The 17,134-nt window shown below is 69.3% G+C and carries 14 protein-coding genes and 1 rRNA gene; 8 read left to right on the top strand and 7 right to left on the bottom strand.

Going from position 1 to position 17,134, the window contains the following annotated elements; translation table 11 throughout:
* Positions 1-2: 2 nt before the first annotated feature.
* Positions 3-1,304: a DUF4032 domain-containing protein gene (locus AC07TY_RS14215; RefSeq protein WP_123507077.1), complete on the bottom strand. Its 1,302-nt coding sequence runs from the start codon at positions 1,302-1,304 to the stop codon at positions 3-5.
* 82 nt (positions 1,305-1,386) lie between these two features.
* Positions 1,387-2,487, bottom strand: a complete 1,101-nt coding sequence (locus AC07TY_RS14220; RefSeq protein ID WP_123507078.1) for an ABC transporter ATP-binding protein — start codon at positions 2,485-2,487, stop codon at positions 1,387-1,389.
* A 302-nt stretch (positions 2,488-2,789) separates the two neighbouring features.
* Between AC07TY_RS14220 and AC07TY_RS14225 the strand changes: the two genes are divergently transcribed.
* A complete protein-coding gene (locus AC07TY_RS14225) occupies positions 2,790-3,755 on the top strand; it encodes a DsbA family protein (protein WP_158614267.1) in 966 nt (321 codons plus the stop codon).
* A 63-nt stretch (positions 3,756-3,818) separates the two neighbouring features.
* A complete protein-coding gene (locus AC07TY_RS14230; RefSeq protein ID WP_494785728.1) occupies positions 3,819-4,997 on the top strand; it encodes an AI-2E family transporter in 1,179 nt (392 codons plus the stop codon).
* Between the two features lie 142 nt (positions 4,998-5,139).
* On the opposite strand, the gene AC07TY_RS14235 is transcribed toward AC07TY_RS14230, so the two are convergent.
* Positions 5,140-6,069: an ROK family protein gene (locus tag AC07TY_RS14235; RefSeq protein ID WP_123507130.1), complete on the bottom strand. Its 930-nt coding sequence runs from the start codon at positions 6,067-6,069 to the stop codon at positions 5,140-5,142.
* A 96-nt stretch (positions 6,070-6,165) separates the two neighbouring features.
* The gene (locus tag AC07TY_RS14240; RefSeq protein ID WP_494785743.1) at positions 6,166-6,543 is read right to left on the bottom strand and encodes a DUF5997 family protein; all 378 of its coding nucleotides are present in this window, start codon (positions 6,541-6,543) and stop codon (positions 6,166-6,168) included.
* 98 nt (positions 6,544-6,641) lie between these two features.
* On the opposite strand from AC07TY_RS14240, the gene AC07TY_RS14245 reads away from it, so the two are divergent.
* The gene (locus AC07TY_RS14245) at positions 6,642-7,286 is read left to right on the top strand and encodes a LysR family substrate-binding domain-containing protein (protein ID WP_488625484.1); all 645 of its coding nucleotides are present in this window, start codon (positions 6,642-6,644) and stop codon (positions 7,284-7,286) included.
* A 58-nt stretch (positions 7,287-7,344) separates the two neighbouring features.
* Positions 7,345-8,100, top strand: a complete 756-nt coding sequence (locus AC07TY_RS14250) for an SDR family oxidoreductase (RefSeq protein WP_494785730.1) — start codon at positions 7,345-7,347, stop codon at positions 8,098-8,100.
* Positions 8,101-8,156: 56 nt separating this feature from the next.
* Here the strand turns inward: AC07TY_RS14250 and AC07TY_RS14255 are convergent, their stop codons facing one another.
* Entirely contained in the window at positions 8,157-9,392 is a 1,236-nt protein-coding gene (locus tag AC07TY_RS14255) for an MFS transporter (RefSeq protein WP_494785731.1), read from the bottom strand.
* A 96-nt stretch (positions 9,393-9,488) separates the two neighbouring features.
* Between AC07TY_RS14255 and AC07TY_RS14260 the strand changes: the two genes are divergently transcribed.
* A complete protein-coding gene (locus AC07TY_RS14260) occupies positions 9,489-10,139 on the top strand; it encodes a TetR/AcrR family transcriptional regulator (RefSeq protein WP_494785732.1) in 651 nt (216 codons plus the stop codon).
* A 24-nt stretch (positions 10,140-10,163) separates the two neighbouring features.
* On the opposite strand, the gene AC07TY_RS14265 is transcribed toward AC07TY_RS14260, so the two are convergent.
* Positions 10,164-11,006: an ABC transporter permease gene (locus AC07TY_RS14265; RefSeq protein ID WP_494785733.1), complete on the bottom strand. Its 843-nt coding sequence runs from the start codon at positions 11,004-11,006 to the stop codon at positions 10,164-10,166.
* Entirely contained in the window at positions 11,003-12,046 is a 1,044-nt protein-coding gene (locus AC07TY_RS14270) for an ATP-binding cassette domain-containing protein (RefSeq protein WP_494785734.1), read from the bottom strand. Before AC07TY_RS14270 ends, AC07TY_RS14265 begins: the two co-directional genes overlap by 4 nt.
* A 144-nt stretch (positions 12,047-12,190) precedes the next feature.
* Here AC07TY_RS14270 and AC07TY_RS14275 point away from each other — a divergent pair, with 144 nt between their 5' ends.
* The 3 genes from AC07TY_RS14275 to AC07TY_RS14285 form a co-directional block, all read left to right on the top strand.
* Positions 12,191-15,613, top strand: coding sequence for a bifunctional proline dehydrogenase/L-glutamate gamma-semialdehyde dehydrogenase (locus AC07TY_RS14275; protein WP_494785735.1), 3,423 nt, complete (start codon positions 12,191-12,193; stop codon positions 15,611-15,613).
* 20 nt (positions 15,614-15,633) lie between these two features.
* Positions 15,634-16,404, top strand: coding sequence for a fumarylacetoacetate hydrolase family protein (locus tag AC07TY_RS14280; protein ID WP_123507087.1), 771 nt, complete (start codon positions 15,634-15,636; stop codon positions 16,402-16,404).
* Positions 16,405-17,071: 667 nt separating this feature from the next.
* Positions 17,072-17,134, top strand: a 16S ribosomal RNA gene (locus AC07TY_RS14285); the annotation flags it as partial.

The raw sequence follows: 17,134 nt of genomic DNA on the forward strand, positions 1-17,134 counted from the left end.
CCTCAGACCTTGCTGCGCCAGTCCTCCTCGGCCTCGGCAGCCTGCGCGTTCTCTTCCTGAATGGCCACGGGGAGGGTGATGGCGCCCGTCGGCGGCGCGATCACCATCTGCTCGTCGCGGCGGTGCCGCAGCACGTCGTTGACGTAGGAGGTCAGCGCCTCGGCGATCGGCACGTCGCGGTTCTCGGCCTGCGACTGGTACCAGCGGTGCTCGAGCAGCTGGTGAAAGATCTCGGCCGGCTCCAGGCGCCCGCGCAGGTCGCGCGGGATCGACCGGATGACCGGCTCGAAGACGCGGGCGGCCCACTCGTGCGCCACCATCTCTTCGTCGAGCTCGGCGCGGTTGTTCTTCGAGCGGTACGAGTCGAGGTCGTTCAGCAGGCGGCGGGCCTGGTTCTCTTGGGCGTCGAGCCCGGTGAGCCGGAGCAGGCGCCGCGAGTGGTGCCCGGCGTCGACGACCTTGGGCTGGATCCGCACCTGCGTGCCGCCCTCGGTGGTCTTGATGGCGAGCTCCTCGATGTCGAAGCCGAGGTCGTTCAGGCGCTCGACGCGGTCGTTGATGCGCCAGCGCTCGGAGTTCGAGAACGTCTCAGTGCCCGTCAGCTCGACCCAGAGGCTGCGGTACTTGGCGACGATGCCGTTCGACACCTCGACGGCGTCGAGGTCTTCGTCGAGACGGTCGCCCGCCTCGAGGTCGAGCAGCTCGCCGGCGATGTTGACGCGCGCGACCTCGAGGTCGTTCTCGCGCTGGCCGTTCGAGAGGCCGCCGGGGTAGAGCTTGCCGGTCTCGGCGTCGACGAGGTAGGCGGCGAAGGCGCCGGCGTCGCGGCGGAAGAGCGTGTTGGAGAGCGAGACGTCGCCCCAGTAGAAGCCGATGACGTGCAGCCGCACGAGCAGCAGCGCCAGCGCGTCGACGAGGCGGGCCGCCGTGTCGGGGCGGAGCCTCTGCGAGTAGAGCGCGCGGTAGGGGAGCGAGAACTTGAGGTGGCGCGTGACGAGCACGGGGTTGAGCTCGTTGCCGTCTCCATCGCGACGGTTCGTGATGACGGCGAGCGGGTCGACGCACGGGATGTCGAGGCGCTGCAGCGTGCGGAGCATCTCGTACTCGCCGCGGGCCATCTCGCCCGACGTCTCCTTGATGGCGATCACGTAGCCGCTCAGGTACGCGAAGCGCACCAGGTGCCGCGAGATGCCCTTGGGCAGGGTGGCGATGGCGTCTTCGGGCCAGACGTCGAGGGGGAGGTCCCAGGGGAGGTCGAGGAGAGCCGGGTCGGCGGTGGCCGAGGTGATGTTGAGCGAGGTCACGGGGGTCCGTTCGAGGGGAAACGAGCAAGGCCCGCCGGTGCCGATGAAGGTCGGCGACGACGGGCCATGCGGTGAAGCGAGATTACGCGGAGACGACTGCCTTGTCGCCGAGGCGGAGGCCCGACTCGGTGTCGAAGACGTGCAGGTGGTGTGCCTGCGGGGTGATGTAGACGGTGTCGCCGGCGCTGGCGTGCGAGCGGCCGTCCACGCGGGCGACGATGTCGGCGCGCTGGCCGTTGACGTCAGCGTGACCGTAGAGGTAGCCGTCGGCACCCAGCTCTTCGACGACGTCGACGGCGACCTTCAGGCCCTCGCCCGTGGTCGAGACGACGACGTCCTCGGGGCGGACGCCCACGGTGACGTTCTTCTGCGTGGCCTGCGACAGGATGTCGCGCTCGACGGATGCGACGCTCGTTCCGAACTGGACGCCGCCGTCGACGATGTCGGCGGGAAGCAGGTTCATCGCGGGCGAGCCGATGAAGCCGGCGACGAACACGTTGTCGGGCTTCTCGTACAGGTCGCGGGGGGTGCCGACCTGCTGGAGGACTCCGTCTTTCAGGACGGCGATGCGGTCGCCCATGGTGAGCGCCTCGGTCTGGTCGTGCGTGACGTAGACCGTGGTGACGCCGAGACGGCGCTGGAGGGACGCGATCTGCGTGCGCGTCTGGACGCGGAGCTTGGCGTCGAGGTTCGACAGCGGCTCGTCCATGAGGAAGACCTGGGGCTGACGCACGATGGCGCGGCCCATGGCGACGCGCTGACGCTGACCACCCGAGAGGGCCTTCGGCTTGCGGGCCAGGTAGGGCTCGAGGTCGAGGAGCTTGGCGGCCTCGAGGACGCGGGTCGCGCGCTCGTCCTTGCCGACGCCGGCGATCTTGAGCGCGAAGCCCATGTTCTCGGCGACGGTCATGTGCGGGTACAGCGCATAGTTCTGGAACACCATCGCGATGTCGCGGTCTTTCGGCGGCACGTCGGTGACGTTGCGGTCGCCGATGAAGATGTCGCCCGAGTTGACCTCTTCGAGGCCGGCGAGCATGCGGAGGGTGGTGGACTTGCCGCAACCCGAGGGGCCGACGAGCACGAGGAACTCGCCATCGGCGACCTGCAGGTCGATCTGGTCGACTGCAGCGCGGGTCGAGCCCGGGTAGAGGCGGGTTGCTTTTTCGAACGTCACTGACGCCATGATGTTTCTCCTTCACCGGCAGGTACGTGCCGGACGATCCGTTGTGAATGGATGACTATCACCGAGGCAATCCACGGTGATGGCCTCGCTCATTATGGCAGTCCGAACCGTCTCGTACACCCCCCGGACGGGGGTAGAACGAATTCGCCCCTCGTCGTCGCTTGGACTTTTCCCAGCGGATCCTCATAACCTGGAGGATGTCGGCCTCGTCCGGCCATTCCCTCGACGGCTGTTCACTGATCGCTCGTCGATCCCCAGCATCTGCGTCGCCGCTTCTCGGCCGCGCTCGGAGAACCTGTTCCATGACTGACAACGACAACGGCTCGCCTTCCGGATCCGGTCGACCCTCGCGCGGCGACCGCCGCCAGGTGGCACGCGAGAAGGCACGGCTGGCCCGAGCTCGGCAGAAGGCCCGAGCGCGACGGGGCCGCTGGGCCCTCATCGCCGGCGTCGCGGTCGTCGTGGTCGCGCTCATCGTCGGCGTCGGCTACGCAGTCGTCAGCTCCGTTCCCGATGCGGCGACGAACCCGCGCAACATGGCCGGCAACGGCATCACCATCGGCAAGGGGCTGAAGCTCGTCTCGGGCGATTCGACCACGACGTCGGCGTCGGCCGATCCCACGTCGACAGCGACCGCCGGAAGCGCCGACACGGTGAAGATCTCCATCTACCTCGACTACCTTTGCCCCGTCTGCGGAGGCTTCGAGAAGGCCAACAACGACTACATCAAGGGCCTGGTGCAGTCGGGCGCCGCGACCGTCGAGTACCATCCGATCGCCATCCTGACGAACTCGTCGCTCGGCACCAAGTACTCCCAGCGGGCAGCCGCGTCGGCAGCCTGCGTAGCGACGTACTCGCCCGACTCCTTCTTCGACTTCAACACGGCGATGTTCGACCGCCAGCCTGAAGAGCAGACCGCGGGGCTGACGAACGCGCAGCTCGTCACCCTGATCAAGGGCGTCTCCGGTATCACCGACACCGACAAGATCCAGAAGTGCGTCACCGATCAGACGTACGCGCCGTGGGTCCTGACCGCGACGCAGCAGGCGCTCACCGGCCCGCTCGACGGCACCGACGTGAAGAAGGTCGCCGGTACGCCGACCGTCCTCGTCAACGGCCAGCAGTACAAGTACACGACGCCGTTCACGAACGAGGAGTTCAGCAACTTCATCGTGACCGCGGCCGGCAACAGCTACACCGACACCGCGACGGCGACGCCGACCCCGACGCCGACTCCGACTCCGACCAAGTCGAGCAAGAAGAAGTAGGTCCGGGCGGCCGTCGGCGACCGCCGGTACGGTTACCGGACGACGACGAAAGCAGAAGACCACGTGGGCCTTTTCGATGCAATCCTTCCGCGCCGCAGCGGGGCCGAAGACACTCGGCCACCCGAACCCCTCGACAAGCAGCCTGCCCTGACCTGGTCGGCGCAGCGCACCATCTGGTCCGACGCGTTCGGCCGACTCGCGACCCGCAGCCTCCAGATCATCCTGGTGGTGATCGTCGCCGCCGGCCTCGTCTTCGCGATGACACAGCTCAGCCTGGTCGTCATCCCGGTGATCCTGGCGCTCATCATCGCGTCGGCCATGTACCCGCTGCTCGACCTCATGCGCCGCCACGGCGTCCCCTCGATCCTCGCGACCTGGATCGCCCTCGTCGCGATCGTCGTGGTGCTCGGCCTCGTCGTCTGGCTCATCGTGAACGCGATCCAGAACCAGGTGGGGGAGCTCGTCGACTCGGCGACCCAGGGCATCGCCCAGCTGCAGGACTTCGCCAAGAACGGCCCCTTCCACATCAGCGACAAGCAGATCCAGACGGCGCTCGACTCTCTGGTCGACTTCGTTCAGAGCAGCACGTTCACCAGCGGCGCCTTCGCGGGCGTCTCGGCCGCGACGAGCTTCGTCACGGGGCTGGCGCTCTTCGTCGTCGTGCTGTTCTTCTTCATGAAAGACGGCCCGAAGATCTGGGCCTTCCTCGAGCGTCCCTTCACGGGCGAGCAGTTCGAGCGTGCTCAGCGGGTCGGCCAGAAGACGGTCTCCACGTTCGGCGGCTACGTCCGCGGCACTGCCACGGTCGCTCTGGTCGACGCCATCGGAATCGGCATCGGCCTCTTCGCGCTGCAGATCCCGCTGGCCCTGCCGCTGTCGGTCATCGTCTTCCTCTCGGCGTTCATCCCGCTCGTCGGCGCGACCGTCGCCGGCGTCCTGGCCGCGCTCGTGGCCCTCGTCGCCGCTGGCTTCTGGCCCGCCGTGATCGTCGTGATCATCGTCGTCGCGGTCAACCAGCTCGAGGGCAACTTCCTCCAGCCGGTCGTCATGGCGCGCTCCCTGTCGCTGCACCCGCTGGTCGTCCTGATCGCCCTGACGGCCGGCACGATCATCGGCGGAATCGTGGGCGCCGTCCTCGCGGTGCCGATCGCCGCAGTCGCCTGGGGCATCATCACCGTCTGGAACGGCGATGAGAATCCCGCAGAATTCGCACGCCAGAAACGCGCCGAACCCAAGATGTGACGGGGCTCGGGGGCGCACGCTGCGGCGTTGTCGCCCGGCCGACATGGCTCCGCCATAGTCGACCGGGCTCCGCCTTGCATCGCACGCCTCCGAGCTCCGTCACGGAGCCGGCCGGTGCTCGGGGGCGGTCCGGCGTCTCTGATCAGCCGAGCAGGTGGGCCTGGTGCACGAGAGCGGCCGCCCCGATGAGCGGGCTCTCGTCGGACAGACCCGAACGGACGACCCGGATCCGCGTGGCGTACGGGTTGTACGCGGCCTCGTCGATCACGGCGCGCACGAGGTCGAGGTAGTCGGGGCTGACCCGAGAGAACCCGCCGCCGACGGCCACGACATCGAGGTCGAGCAGCGTCGTCACCGACGTGATGGCCTCGCCGAGCGCGGTGGCGGAGCGGCGCACGGCGGCGACGGCCAGCTCGACGCCGGCCGCATAGTCTCGGGCCAGGTCTTCGCCTCGGGAACCCGACCACCCGAGTTCCTGCGCCCATCTCACGGTGTGCGGGCCGGAGGCGAGCACTTCGAGGGTGACCGACTCCGACGACTCGCCCTCGGGGCGCGTGCGCACCTGCAGCTGGCCGATGTGACCCGCGTTGCCGGTGCCGCCCGAGAGCAGGCGGCCGTTGACGATGAGTCCGCCGCCGACGCCTGTCGACACGGTGATGGCGAGGGCGTTGTCGATGCCCTGCGTGGCGCCGACCCAGTGCTCGGCGAGGGCGAGGCTGACCCCGTCGAGGCGGAGGGTGACCGGAGCGCCCGGCCCGACGAGCGAGGCGACCAGCTCGACGATGGGGTAGCCGCGCCAGGCCGGGAGGTTGATGGGCGAGACCGTTCCGGCGGCGAGATCGACCGGGCCAGCGCTGCCGATGCCCGTGCCGAGGATCACGGCGCCCTCGGGCAGGGCCGCGAGCGCGTGCGCGACGACGGCTCTGACCGCATCCGCGAGCTCGTCGGACGTCGACCCGTGCCCCGTCGGGCGACGGTCTCGGCTGCCGTCGAGCAGCTGCCCGTCGGCGTCGACGAGGGCGGACTCGACCTTGGTGCCGCCGATATCGACGGCCAGCGCGTACTGACTCACGGCCACAGACTAACGGACGCCATGACAACGTGAGACATGCCCGAGGCGCCGACCTTGAGGACCCGGGGCGCCGATCTCTCGAGGAGAGCCGCGGGGCTACTCGCCCTCGGCCGCTCGTTTCGCCGCACGCTCTTCGTCGCGCTGGCGGATGCGGATCTCCTCGTCGCGCACCTGCGCGAGGTTGTAGCGCTCCTGAGAGAGCCAGAACGGCATCTCCTCGAGCAGCGCCTGGATCTCGTCGGTGGTGAGAGCGTCTTCGACGCCGCCGCGGGCCAGGCCCGAGATGGTGATTCCGAGCTTGCGAGCGACCTCGGGGCGAGGGTGCGGCCCGGTACGGCGCAGCTCGACGAGCCACTCCGGCGGGTCGCTCTGCAGATCGGCGAGCTGCTCGCGGGTCACCGGGGCGTCCTGGAACCCCTGGGGCGTCGCCGGCAGGTGCACTCCGAGCTTCTTGGCGGCGGTGAAGGGCTTCATGGTCTGCGACGCGCGCGACTTCGTGGTCGGAGCCGTCTGAGCGGTGTCCGGCTGATCGCTGTTCTCGGTGGTCATTGCCCCAGGGTAGCCTTTCGGGCGTGGAGCTCCGTATCGCGTTCGTGCCAGGGGTGACCCTCGGCAAGTGGTCGCGCATCTGGGAAGAGCGCTACCCCGACGTCCCGCTCGTCCTGATCCCTGCAACGGCGCAGGAACTCGAGACGGCCCTGACCGAGGGCCAGGCCGACATGGCCTTCGCCCGCCTTCCGCTCCGGGGCTCCGGCCTGCACGCCATCCCCCTCTACGAGGAGCTCCCGTTCGTCGTACTGCCCCGCGAGCACGCCCTCGCCGACGACAAGCTCGTCGCGCTCGCCGACCTCGAGGGCGAGACCCGGTTCGACCTCGACCCGACCCTCGACCTCGACCAGGCGGTGGGCGTCGTCGCGACCGGCACGGGCGTCGCCGTGATGCCCCAGTCGCTCGCTCGTCTCTACGGTCGCAAGGGCGCCGTGAACCGGCAGGTCGACGGGCTTCCACCGACGACCATCGCCCTCGTCTGGCCGGAGGGCGACCAGTCGGACGCCATGGGCGACTTCATCGGCGTCGTGCGAGGCCGCACCGCGAACAGCTCGCGCGACCGCGCCCCCGTCGAGGAGCCGGCTCCGGCGAAGCCCGCGCGAGCGCCTCGACCGGCGGCGAAGCCCCGCAAGTTCGTGCCGCGCCCGTCGCGCAAGCGCCGCCGCTGAGCCCTCGCCGCCGGTAGTCAGGCAGCCTGGCAGGATGGCGGCCTGGCAGGATGGCGGCATGACGAAGACGTCCCGAACAGTCCTGCTCACCGGCGCCGGCCGCCGCGAGAACATCGCCGCCGCGACTGCGCTGGGCCTGGCCGAAGACGGCTGGGACCTCGTGCTGGTGACCAACGCCGCCTACGAGGAGCGGATGCGCTGGGGCTCCCGGCCGAATGACGTGCCCGCCCTGGTCGCCGACATCGAGGCGCTCGGCCGCCGGGCCGTCGTGATGGAAGCCGACCTCGCCGATGCCGCAGACGCGTCGACGCTGGTCGACCGGGCGGCCGCCGCCCTCGCGCCGATCGACGCGATCGTGCTGTCGCACTCCGAGAGCGTCGACTCCGGGATCCTGGACACGACCGTCGAGGCGTTCGACCGCCACTTCGCCGTGAACGTCCGGGCGGCGTGGCTGCTGATCAAGGGCTTCGCCGAGCAGGTGACCGGTCCCGGCGGGCGAATCGTCGCCCTCACCAGCGACCACGTCGTCGACAACATGCCGTACGGCTCGAGCAAGGGCGCCCTCGATCGCATCGTCATCGCCGCGGCGCGCGAGCTCGGGCACCTCGGCATCTCGTCCAACGCGCTCAACCCCGGCCCGATCGACACCGGGTGGATGGACGACGAGACGAGGGAGGCCCTCACCGCCCGCCAGCCCACCGGCCGCCTCGGACGGCCGTCCGACACGGCCGACCTGGTGCGCTTCCTGCTGTCGCCGCAGGGGGCCTGGGTGTCGGGGCAGCTCATCACGAGCAACGGCGGCTTCTCGGTCTGACGGCGTGGATGCCGTGCGCTCGGAGGGCGGCTGCGGGTCGGCGGGCAGTTCCTGCTCTAGGCCTTCGAGCGGTCGAGCCGGCGCACCCGCGGGCTCACGGCGACCGCGGCTGCCGCCAGGAGCACGAGGGTGCCGAGACCGCAGAGAGTGAGCGGTGCGCCGATCAGGCCGACGACCGGGCCGACCACTAGCTCGCCGACGGGCATTCCCGCCAGCGAGGCGAGCGTGAGGCAGGCGTAGGCGCGGGCCAGGTACGGGCGGGGCACCTGGTGCTGGATCATCACGTCGAGCGGGACGGTGAAGATCTCGAGCCCGATGCTCGCGCCGGCCAATGCGACGCTCAGCCAGAAGAACCAGTGCAGCGGGTCGATCACGACCGGGTCGACCGTCAGGATGAGCGCGAGGACTCCGAGGGGGAGCGCCATGCCGGCGACGCCGAGGGTCGCGGTGGCCAGACGCAGCCGGCCGCGCAGGTTGCCGGCCACCACTGCTCCCACGACGAGGCCGACGGTCTGGACGGCTCCGGCGAAGCCCCACAGCGACCGGCCGAACGAGGCGTCGGCGGCGAAAGGGCCGAGCACCTGCACACCCCCGGCGAAGGCGAACTGGGCGACGAAGAGGAGAGCCAGCGTCGAGCGCAGCCAGCGGGTGCGGAGGACGAACGCGATGCCCTCGCGGAGGTCGTGCGCGAACGAGCCGCCGCGGATCGCTCCCAGCGCTCGCCGGGGGAGGCCCGCGAAGACGGGGATGGCGGCCGTGAAGAGGAGAGACCCCACCGCCAGCGCGATCTCGGGCGAGAGCATGTCGACCAGCTCGCCGCCGAGGGCCGTGCCTGCGACGAGGCCGATGTTCATGCCGAGCCGGTTGAGGATCGTCGCGTCGCGGAGCTGCTCGGTCTCGACGACGTCGCGGAGCAGCGCCCCCGTGGCCGGAGCGAAGAACGCCGAGCCGGCGCCGCTCACGGCCGCGGCTCCGGCGAGCAGCGGCAGGCTGGCGTCGCCGGTCGCGAGAAGTAGCGCCGGCGCGGCGAGCGAGGCCGCCGACACGGCGGAGGCCGTCACCGCCACCGCCCACTTCGGTGCCCGGTCGGCCACCGCTCCGCCGAACAGCACGAGAAGGACGTTCGGGATGGACCGGCACGCGATCACGATGCCGAGCACCGTGACTCCGGCACCCAGGTCGATAGCGGCGAACACGATCGCCACCGGCCCGACACCGCTGCCGACCCACGACAGGAGCCGGCCCCACCAGAGCGCTCGGAAAGCCGGGCGGCGCAGCAGCGACCAGTTCATCGGCGCCGGGATCTGCTGCGAACCGCACCGGTCGCAGAGTCGACGGGCTTCACCCGGCAGAGCCTACTCACGCCGACCTCCCGTATCGTCGGTGTCGTGAGCATCGAGACGACCGCCGACGACGCGCGCGTCGCCACCCGCCGCGGCAGCTATGCCAAAGGCGTGGCGAAGCGCGAGGCGATCCTCGACGCGGCGCTGCCCGTGTTCGGGCAGTCCGGCTTTCACGGGGCGTCGCTCCGCGAGATCGCGCGGCAGTGCGGCGTCTCGCACCAGTCGCTGATGCACTACTTCCCGACGAAGGACGCCCTGCTGCTGGCCGTCCTCCGTCGCCGCGACGAGCGCCTTCGCACGCATTTCGACGATCCGGGCGGAATGCGGCTCGGCGAGCTGGTCGAGCTCGCCGAGTACAACGTCGGCGTGCCCGGCGTCATCCAGCTCTTCAATACTGCGTCGGCCGAATCGACGTCTCCAGAGCACCCGGCGCACGACTACTACGCCGATTTCTATGAGCGGATCATCGCCTCGACGACGCAGTACCTCGAGGTCGCCGAAGAGCGCGGTCTGCTCGCGCCTGGTTTCACGGCGGAGACAGCGGCCCGAGTCGTTCTGGCCGTGCAGGACGGCCTGCAGCTGCAGTGGCTCTACGACCGGGACGCCGTCAAGGTCGCCGAGGCGATGCGGCTCGTGATCGCCACGATCGTGACGGTCCCGCTCGACGAGCTCGACCGGCTCGTCGCCGAACGCTAGAGGAGGCGCTCGCCGGTGCCGCGCTCACCGCGAGCTGATCGACTCGTACCGTCGGATGCACCACGGCACGAACACGAAGAGCATCACCGCGATCCCGATGAGCACGGTGGCCAGCGAGTGCTGCTGCGTCCACACGTCGGGGGTCGGGGTGGAGCCCTCGTTGCCGAACAGCTCGCGCGCCGTCTGCACGAGCGATGACACCGGGTTCCACTCCGCGAAGATGCGCAGCGCGGTGGGCAGCGTGTCGCTCGGCACGAAGGCGTTCGAGACGAAGGTCAACGGGAACAGGATCATGAACGAGGCGTTGTTGATCGTCTCGGGCGACTTCACGCTCATGCCGAGCAGGGCCATCACCCAGCTGAACGCGTAGCTGAAGAGCAGCAGCAGCCCGACGCCGGCGAGGAACTCGAGCGGCGTGCCGTTCACCCGCCAGCCGACGGCGAACCCGGTCGCCATCATGATCACCATCGAGATCCCGTTGAGCACGAGGTCGGAGTTCGTCCGCCCGATCAGAACGGCCGACGACGACATCGGCAGGGTGCGGAAGCGGTCGATGATGCCGTTCTTGAGGTCGTTGGCCATCGCCGACCCCGAGAACGTCGCTCCGAAGACGACGGTCTGGGCGAAGATGCCCGCCATCAGGAACTGCGTGTAGTCCGTGCCCTTGACGGCGATCGCCCCGCCGTAGACCTGGCTGAAGAGCAGCACGAACATGATCGGCTGCAGAACGGCGAAGATCAGCATGTCGGGGGAGCGCTTGATCTTGATGAGGTTGCGCTTGGTGACGGCCCAGCCGTCCGAGAACCAGCTGGCCAGTCCTGTCGCGGGTGCGACGCGGGGGCTGCCGGGGGCGATGACGGCGGTCACGCTGCCTTCTCCTTCGAATGCTTCGACTTCTTCGGCCTCTTCGACTTCGTGCCCGAGGGGCCGGCGGTCTCGTCGGGATCGCCTGCGTCGGCCTCGGTGCTCCGGCCGGTCAGGCGCAGGAACACGTCGTCGAGGGTCGGGCGCCGCATGCCGGCGTCGTGCAGCTCGATGCCCGATGCCTCGAGGTCGGCCAGCACGCTCTGCAGCGACTGCGGGCCGTTCGTCACGCCGACGTCGACGGTGCGGCCGTCGCTCGAGACGACGGGCTCGCCGTCGCCGTATCGGGTGAGGATGCGGACGGCCTCCTCTCTCGCATCGGAGGTCATCAGCGAGACGACGACGCGGTGGCCGCCGACCTGCTCCTTGAGCTGATCGGACGTGCCCTCGGCGATGACCCGGCCGCCGTCGATGACGGAGATGTCGTCGGCGAGCTGGTCGGCCTCCTCGAGGTACTGCGTGGTGAGCAGGACGGTCGTCCCCTCCTTCACCAGGTCGGTGATGATGCCCCAGAGCGACAGACGCGACCGCGGGTCGAGTCCGGTGGTCGGCTCGTCGAGAAAGAGCACCTCCGGGTTCGTGACGAGCGCGCCAGCGAGGTCGATGCGCCTCCGCATGCCGCCCGAGAAGCCCTTGACCGGCCGGTCGCCGGCGGCGGTCAGGTCGAACATGTCGACGAGCTCGCGCGCTCGCCGCTGCGACTCGGCTCGCCCGAGGTGGTAGAGGCGGCCGATCATGTCCAGGTTCTCGAAGCCCGTGAGGTTCTCGTCGACGGCGGCGTACTGGCCCGAGACGCCGATGACCCGCCGGGTGGCTCGTGGATCGGCGAGCACGTCGATGCCGGCGATGGTCGCGCTGCCTTCGTCGGGACGCGTGAGCGTGGTGAGCACCTTCACCGTGGTGGTCTTGCCCGCTCCGTTGGGGCCGAGCAGCGCCTTGACCGTGCCCCGCGGCACCGACAGGTCGAGTCCGTCGAGGGCGTGGACGGGCCCGGACTTGGATTTGTAGCGCTTGGTCAGTCCTCGCGCCTCGATGATCGTCATCAGTGCCTCCAGATCGTGGTCGCCCCGCGGTGGTGGCCGACAATATATCAGCATCAGTGGAATTTCTATGAGCGGATTTCCCCGCTTGTGAATAACTCGTTACAGACCTTGCCGAGCGGCAAGTTTTGCTCCTATCCTTGCCGCGTGTCCGACATTGACGAGTCCCTCAGCACCCCCGTCCCGACCCACCTGGGCGAAGCAGCGGTCGCGCTCGCGCATCGCTGGGTCCACGAGTCGAGCTCGTCGCCGAGCACTCGCTCGGCCGAGCTGCTCGCCGAGGTCCTTCGCGACGAGGCCGGGCTGGCGTTCACGATCGGCTTCGTCGATCGGGTCGTGCGCCCCGAGGACCTCTCGGTAGCGGCACGCAACCTGGCCGACCTGGCCAGGCGGGCACCGGAGTTCCTGCCCTGGTACATGAGGGTGGCCGTCCGCGCAGGAGGCCTGCTCGCACCCGCCGCGCCGAGAGTGGTCGTGCCCGTCGCCCGGCGCGTGCTGCGCTCGATGGTCGGCCACCTCATCGCCGATGCGAGGCCCGAGCGGCTCGGCAGGGCGATCGCGGCGCTCAAGGCCGATGGCACCCGCCTCAACCTCAACCTGCTGGGGGAGGCCGTGCTCGGCGACCGCGAGGCCGAGCACCGGCTGGCCGGGACGAAGGCGCTGCTCGAGCGGCCCGACGTCGACTACGTGTCGATCAAGGTGTCGTCGATCGTGAGCCAGCTGTCGATGTGGGCCTTCGACGAGACGGTCGAGCGCGTCGTCGAGCGGCTCACGCCTCTGTACGAGATCGCGGCGCAGTCGCCCTCGCCCAAGTTCATCAACCTCGACATGGAGGAGTACCGCGACCTCGACCTGACGCTCGCCGTCTTCATGCGCCTGCTCGACCAGCCGCAGCTGCACTCGCTCGAGGCCGGCATCGTGCTCCAGACCTACCTGCCCGACGCGCTCGCCGCGATGCAGCGGCTCTCGACCTGGGCCACGACACGCGTCGACTCGGGCGGCGCGGCGGTGAAGGTGCGGGTCGTGAAGGGCGCGAACCTCGCCATGGAGCACGTCGACGCCGCCGTCCACGACTGGCCGCTCGCGACGTACGGCACGAAGCTCGACAGCGATGCCAACTACAAGAGGGTGCTCTCCTGGTCCATGACGCAGGATCGCACCCGCGCCGTCCGCCTCGGCGTCGCGGGGCACAACCTCTTCGACATCGCCTTCGCCCACCTGCTCTCCGTCGAGCGCGGCGTCGCCGATCGGGTCGAGTTCGAGATGCTGCTCGGCATGGCCGAGGGGCAGGCCGAGCTGGTCAAGGCCGACGTCGGCGGGCTGCTCCTCTACACGCCGGTGGTGCACCCGCGCGAGTTCGACGTCGCCATCAGCTACCTGATCCGCCGCCTCGAAGAGAACGCCTCACATGACAACTTCATGTCGGCCGTGTTCGAGCTGGCCACGAGCGACGCCCTCTTCGAGCGCGAGAAGAATCGCTTCCTGGCGGCACTCGGCGCAGCGACCGACGAGGTGCCCGCGCCGCACCGGCTGCAGTCGAGGCCGACCGAGCAGCTCGCCGTGCGTCAGACCTTCCACAACGAGCCCGACACCGACCCGGCGCTCGCCGCGAACCGCGACTGGGGCCGGGCGATTCTCGCCGCTGTCCCGTCGTCCGAGCTCGGCGTCGCGACTATCGAAGCGGCACGGATCATCGATTCCGCGACGCTCGAGTCGGTCGTCCGGGGAGCGGTCGCCGCCGCGCCCTCCTGGGCCGCTCTGGGCGGGACCGGCCGAGCCGAGGTGCTGCGCCGCTGCGCCGTCGAGCTGGGTCGCCGTCGCGCCGACCTGATCGAGGTCGCCGCGAGCGAGACGGGCAAGACCATCGCCGAGGGCGATGTCGAGGTGTCGGAGGCCATCGACTTCGCGAACTACTACGCGGGTCTCGCCGAAGAGCTCGACCTCGTCGACGGGGCCGAGTTCCTGCCCCCTGCTCTCGTGGTCGTCACACCGCCGTGGAACTTCCCGGTGGCCATCCCCACGGGGTCCACCCTGGCGGGGCTCGCTGCGGGCGGCTCGGTCGTCATCAAGCCGGCCGGGCAGGCGAAGCGCTGCGGCGCCGTTCTCGTCGAGGCGCTGTGGGCGGCGGGCGTGCCGCGCGACGTGCTTCGCCTCGTCGACATCGACGAGGGCGACCTCGGGCGTCGGCTGGTGTCGCACCCGGAGGTCGATCGCGTGATCCTGACCGGGGCCTTCGAGACGGCCGAGCTGTTCCGCTCGTGGCGGCACGACCTGCCGCTGCTGGCCGAGACGAGCGGCAAGAACGCGATCGTCGTGACGCCGAGCGCCGATCTCGACATCGCGGCCTCCGACGTCGTCAAGTCGGCGTTCGGGCACGCAGGGCAGAAGTGCTCGGCGGCGAGCCTGGCCATTCTGGTCGGGTCGGTGGCGACGTCGGAGCGCTTCCTGCGCCAGCTCGTCGACGCCGCCTCGAGCCTTCGGGTGGGGCTGCCCGATGACCCGACGACGCAGATGGGGCCCCTGGTCGAACCCGCCGCGGGCAAGCTGCTCGATGCCCTCACGGTGCTGTCGCCGGGCGAGAAGTGGCTCGTCGAGCCGCGTCGCCTCGACGACTCCGGCCGCCTGTGGTCGCCGGGCATCCGCACCGGGGTCGCTCCGGGCAGCCCGTTCCACCGCACCGAGTACTTCGGGCCGGTGCTCGGCATCATGACGGCCGCGACCCTCGACGAGGCCATCGAGCTGCAGAACGCCACCGACTTCGGGCTCACCGCGGGCATCCACACGCTCGACCGCGACGAGCTGGCCACCTGGGCCGAGGGCGTCGAGGCCGGCAACCTCTACGTCAACCGCGGCATCACCGGGGCCATCGTGCGCCGCCAGCCGTTCGGCGGCTGGAAGCGCTCCACGGTCGGCGCCGGAGCAAAGGCCGGCGGCCCGAACTACCTGGTGCACCTCGGCTCGTGGCGGCCGGCGCTCCTGACAGAGCCGGCGCCTGTCGACCTGATGCCCGCCGTGCGGCAGATCGTCGAGGCATTCGGGGCGCAGGAACTCCTGGCGGCGGCCACCGCCGACGAGCACGCCTGGCGTTCGTCCTTCGGCGCCGCCGTCGACGTGTCCGGGGTCGGCCTCGAGCGCAACGTGTTCCGCTACCGCCCCCTCCCCGTGGCCGTGCGGCTCGCCGAAGGCGGCTCAGTGGCCGACTTCGCGCGCGTGCTGTGCGCCGCACTCCGCGCGGGGGCGCCGGTCGAGGTCAGCTCGGCGGTCGAGCTCCCGGCGTCGGTCGTCGAGGCGCTCGGGTCGAGGCTGTCGGCGCCTGCCGCCGACACGGAGTTCGCCGACCTGCTGTCGCGGGGTGCGCTCGGTGCGACGCGCCTGCGGCTCGTGGGTCCGGCCACCGCTGTCGCCGCGGTCCACGTCGCCCTCGCCGGCGACCCGTCCGTCGCCGTGTACGCCCAGCCGGTCACGGCAGCGCCCCGCCTCGAGCTCCTCCCCTTCCTCCGGGAGCAGGCCGTCGCCGTCACCGCACACCGCTTCGGCAACCCCGACCCGTGGAGCGACGGCGTCCTGTAGTGCCGGGATAGGCTCGGGGCGTGAAGATCGCGCGTTTTGCTAGTCCTGGTGAAGACCCCCGCTTCGGCGTCGTCGACGGCGAGGACCTCGTCGTCCTCGCCGGAGACCCCATGTACGCCGGCTACGAGACGACGGGGGAGCGCGTGCCCCTGCGCAGCACGAAGATCCTCGCGCCGGTGATCCCGCGCTCCAAGGTCGTCGGCATCGGGCTGAACTACTACGACCACGCCGACGAGATGGGCCAGGAGGCGCCGGAGTTCCCGGTGATGTTCCTGAAGCCCAACACCACCGTGGTCGGCCCCGGCGACCCGATCCAGATCCCGCCGGTCGAAGGCGAGATCCACCTGGAGGGCGAGCTGGCCATCGTGATCGGCGCCGTCGCCAAGCGTGTCAAGGCGGAGGACTATGCCGACGTGGTCTTCGGCTACACGATCGCCAACGACGTGACGGCCCGCGGTCCGCAGCAGTCGGACGGACAGTGGACCCGGGGCAAGAGCTACGACACCTTCTGCCCGATCGGCCCGTACATCGAGACCGAGCTGGACTGGAGCGACCTCAAGATCCAGTCGCGAGTCGACGGCGAGCTGCTGCAGAGCGAGTCGACGATGCAGATGATCCACAAGATTCCTGAACTCGTCGCCTACGTCAGCGATGTCTTCACGCTCCTCCCCGGCGACATCATCCTGACGGGGACCCCGGCGGGCGTCGGCCCGTTCACGGAGGGATCGACGGTCGAGATCGCCATCGAAGGCCTCGGCTCGCTGATCAACCCGGCGCGCGCCCGGATCTAGTGCGATGCCGGCTGGCCCCGCAGAAACGGCTCGTCCCCTCCTGTACTCAGGAGGGGACGAGCCGTTTCTGCGGGACTTGGCTGTGTCTAGGCGGCAGGTGTCGCGCGACACGCCCGGGATGCGGCCGAGATTTGCCGGAAACGGGATCGACACGTATTGTTTTCTCTTGTCACCCCAAAGGAACGGAAACGGGCCGCTGGTTGAAGCGCTAGTCGCTCCAGATAGCTGCTAACCTTCCTCAAGCGGGACACCTTCTCCCCTCACTTCAGTGGGATGCGGAGGAGCAAGCAAGATTCCAACCGCCAGTCCTCGGACTGGGTGCGAAGCTCTCTCGGGAGTGTCGAAGTCTAGTTGAACATCGGTCTAGAACCGGGTTTGACAGGGCCCGATCGGGTGGATAAGGTTTCAAAGTTGCCTCGGGCGAAGATGGTTTAGATCGTCGGGTTTCGGGTGCGTTTGGTCCTTGAGAACTCAACAGCGTGCACATTGTCAAATGCCAAATTATACCTCGGCATTCAGTGTTGTCACACCTTTCGGTGTGATGTATCTGGGTGTTGGGTTTCTTTGAGATTGAAATGGACAACAATCGTCAGATTGTTTGTACCTTTTGGTCAGCATCAAACTTGCTGCAGGTCACCTATTTTCGGGTGGTCTGTGGTGTTTTTCTTTTACGGAGAGTTTGATCCTGGCTCAGGACGAACGCTGGCGGCGTGCTTAACACATGCAAGTC

The sequence above is a fragment of the Frondihabitans sp. GW821-FHT04F02 genome, from assembly GCF_059420045.1.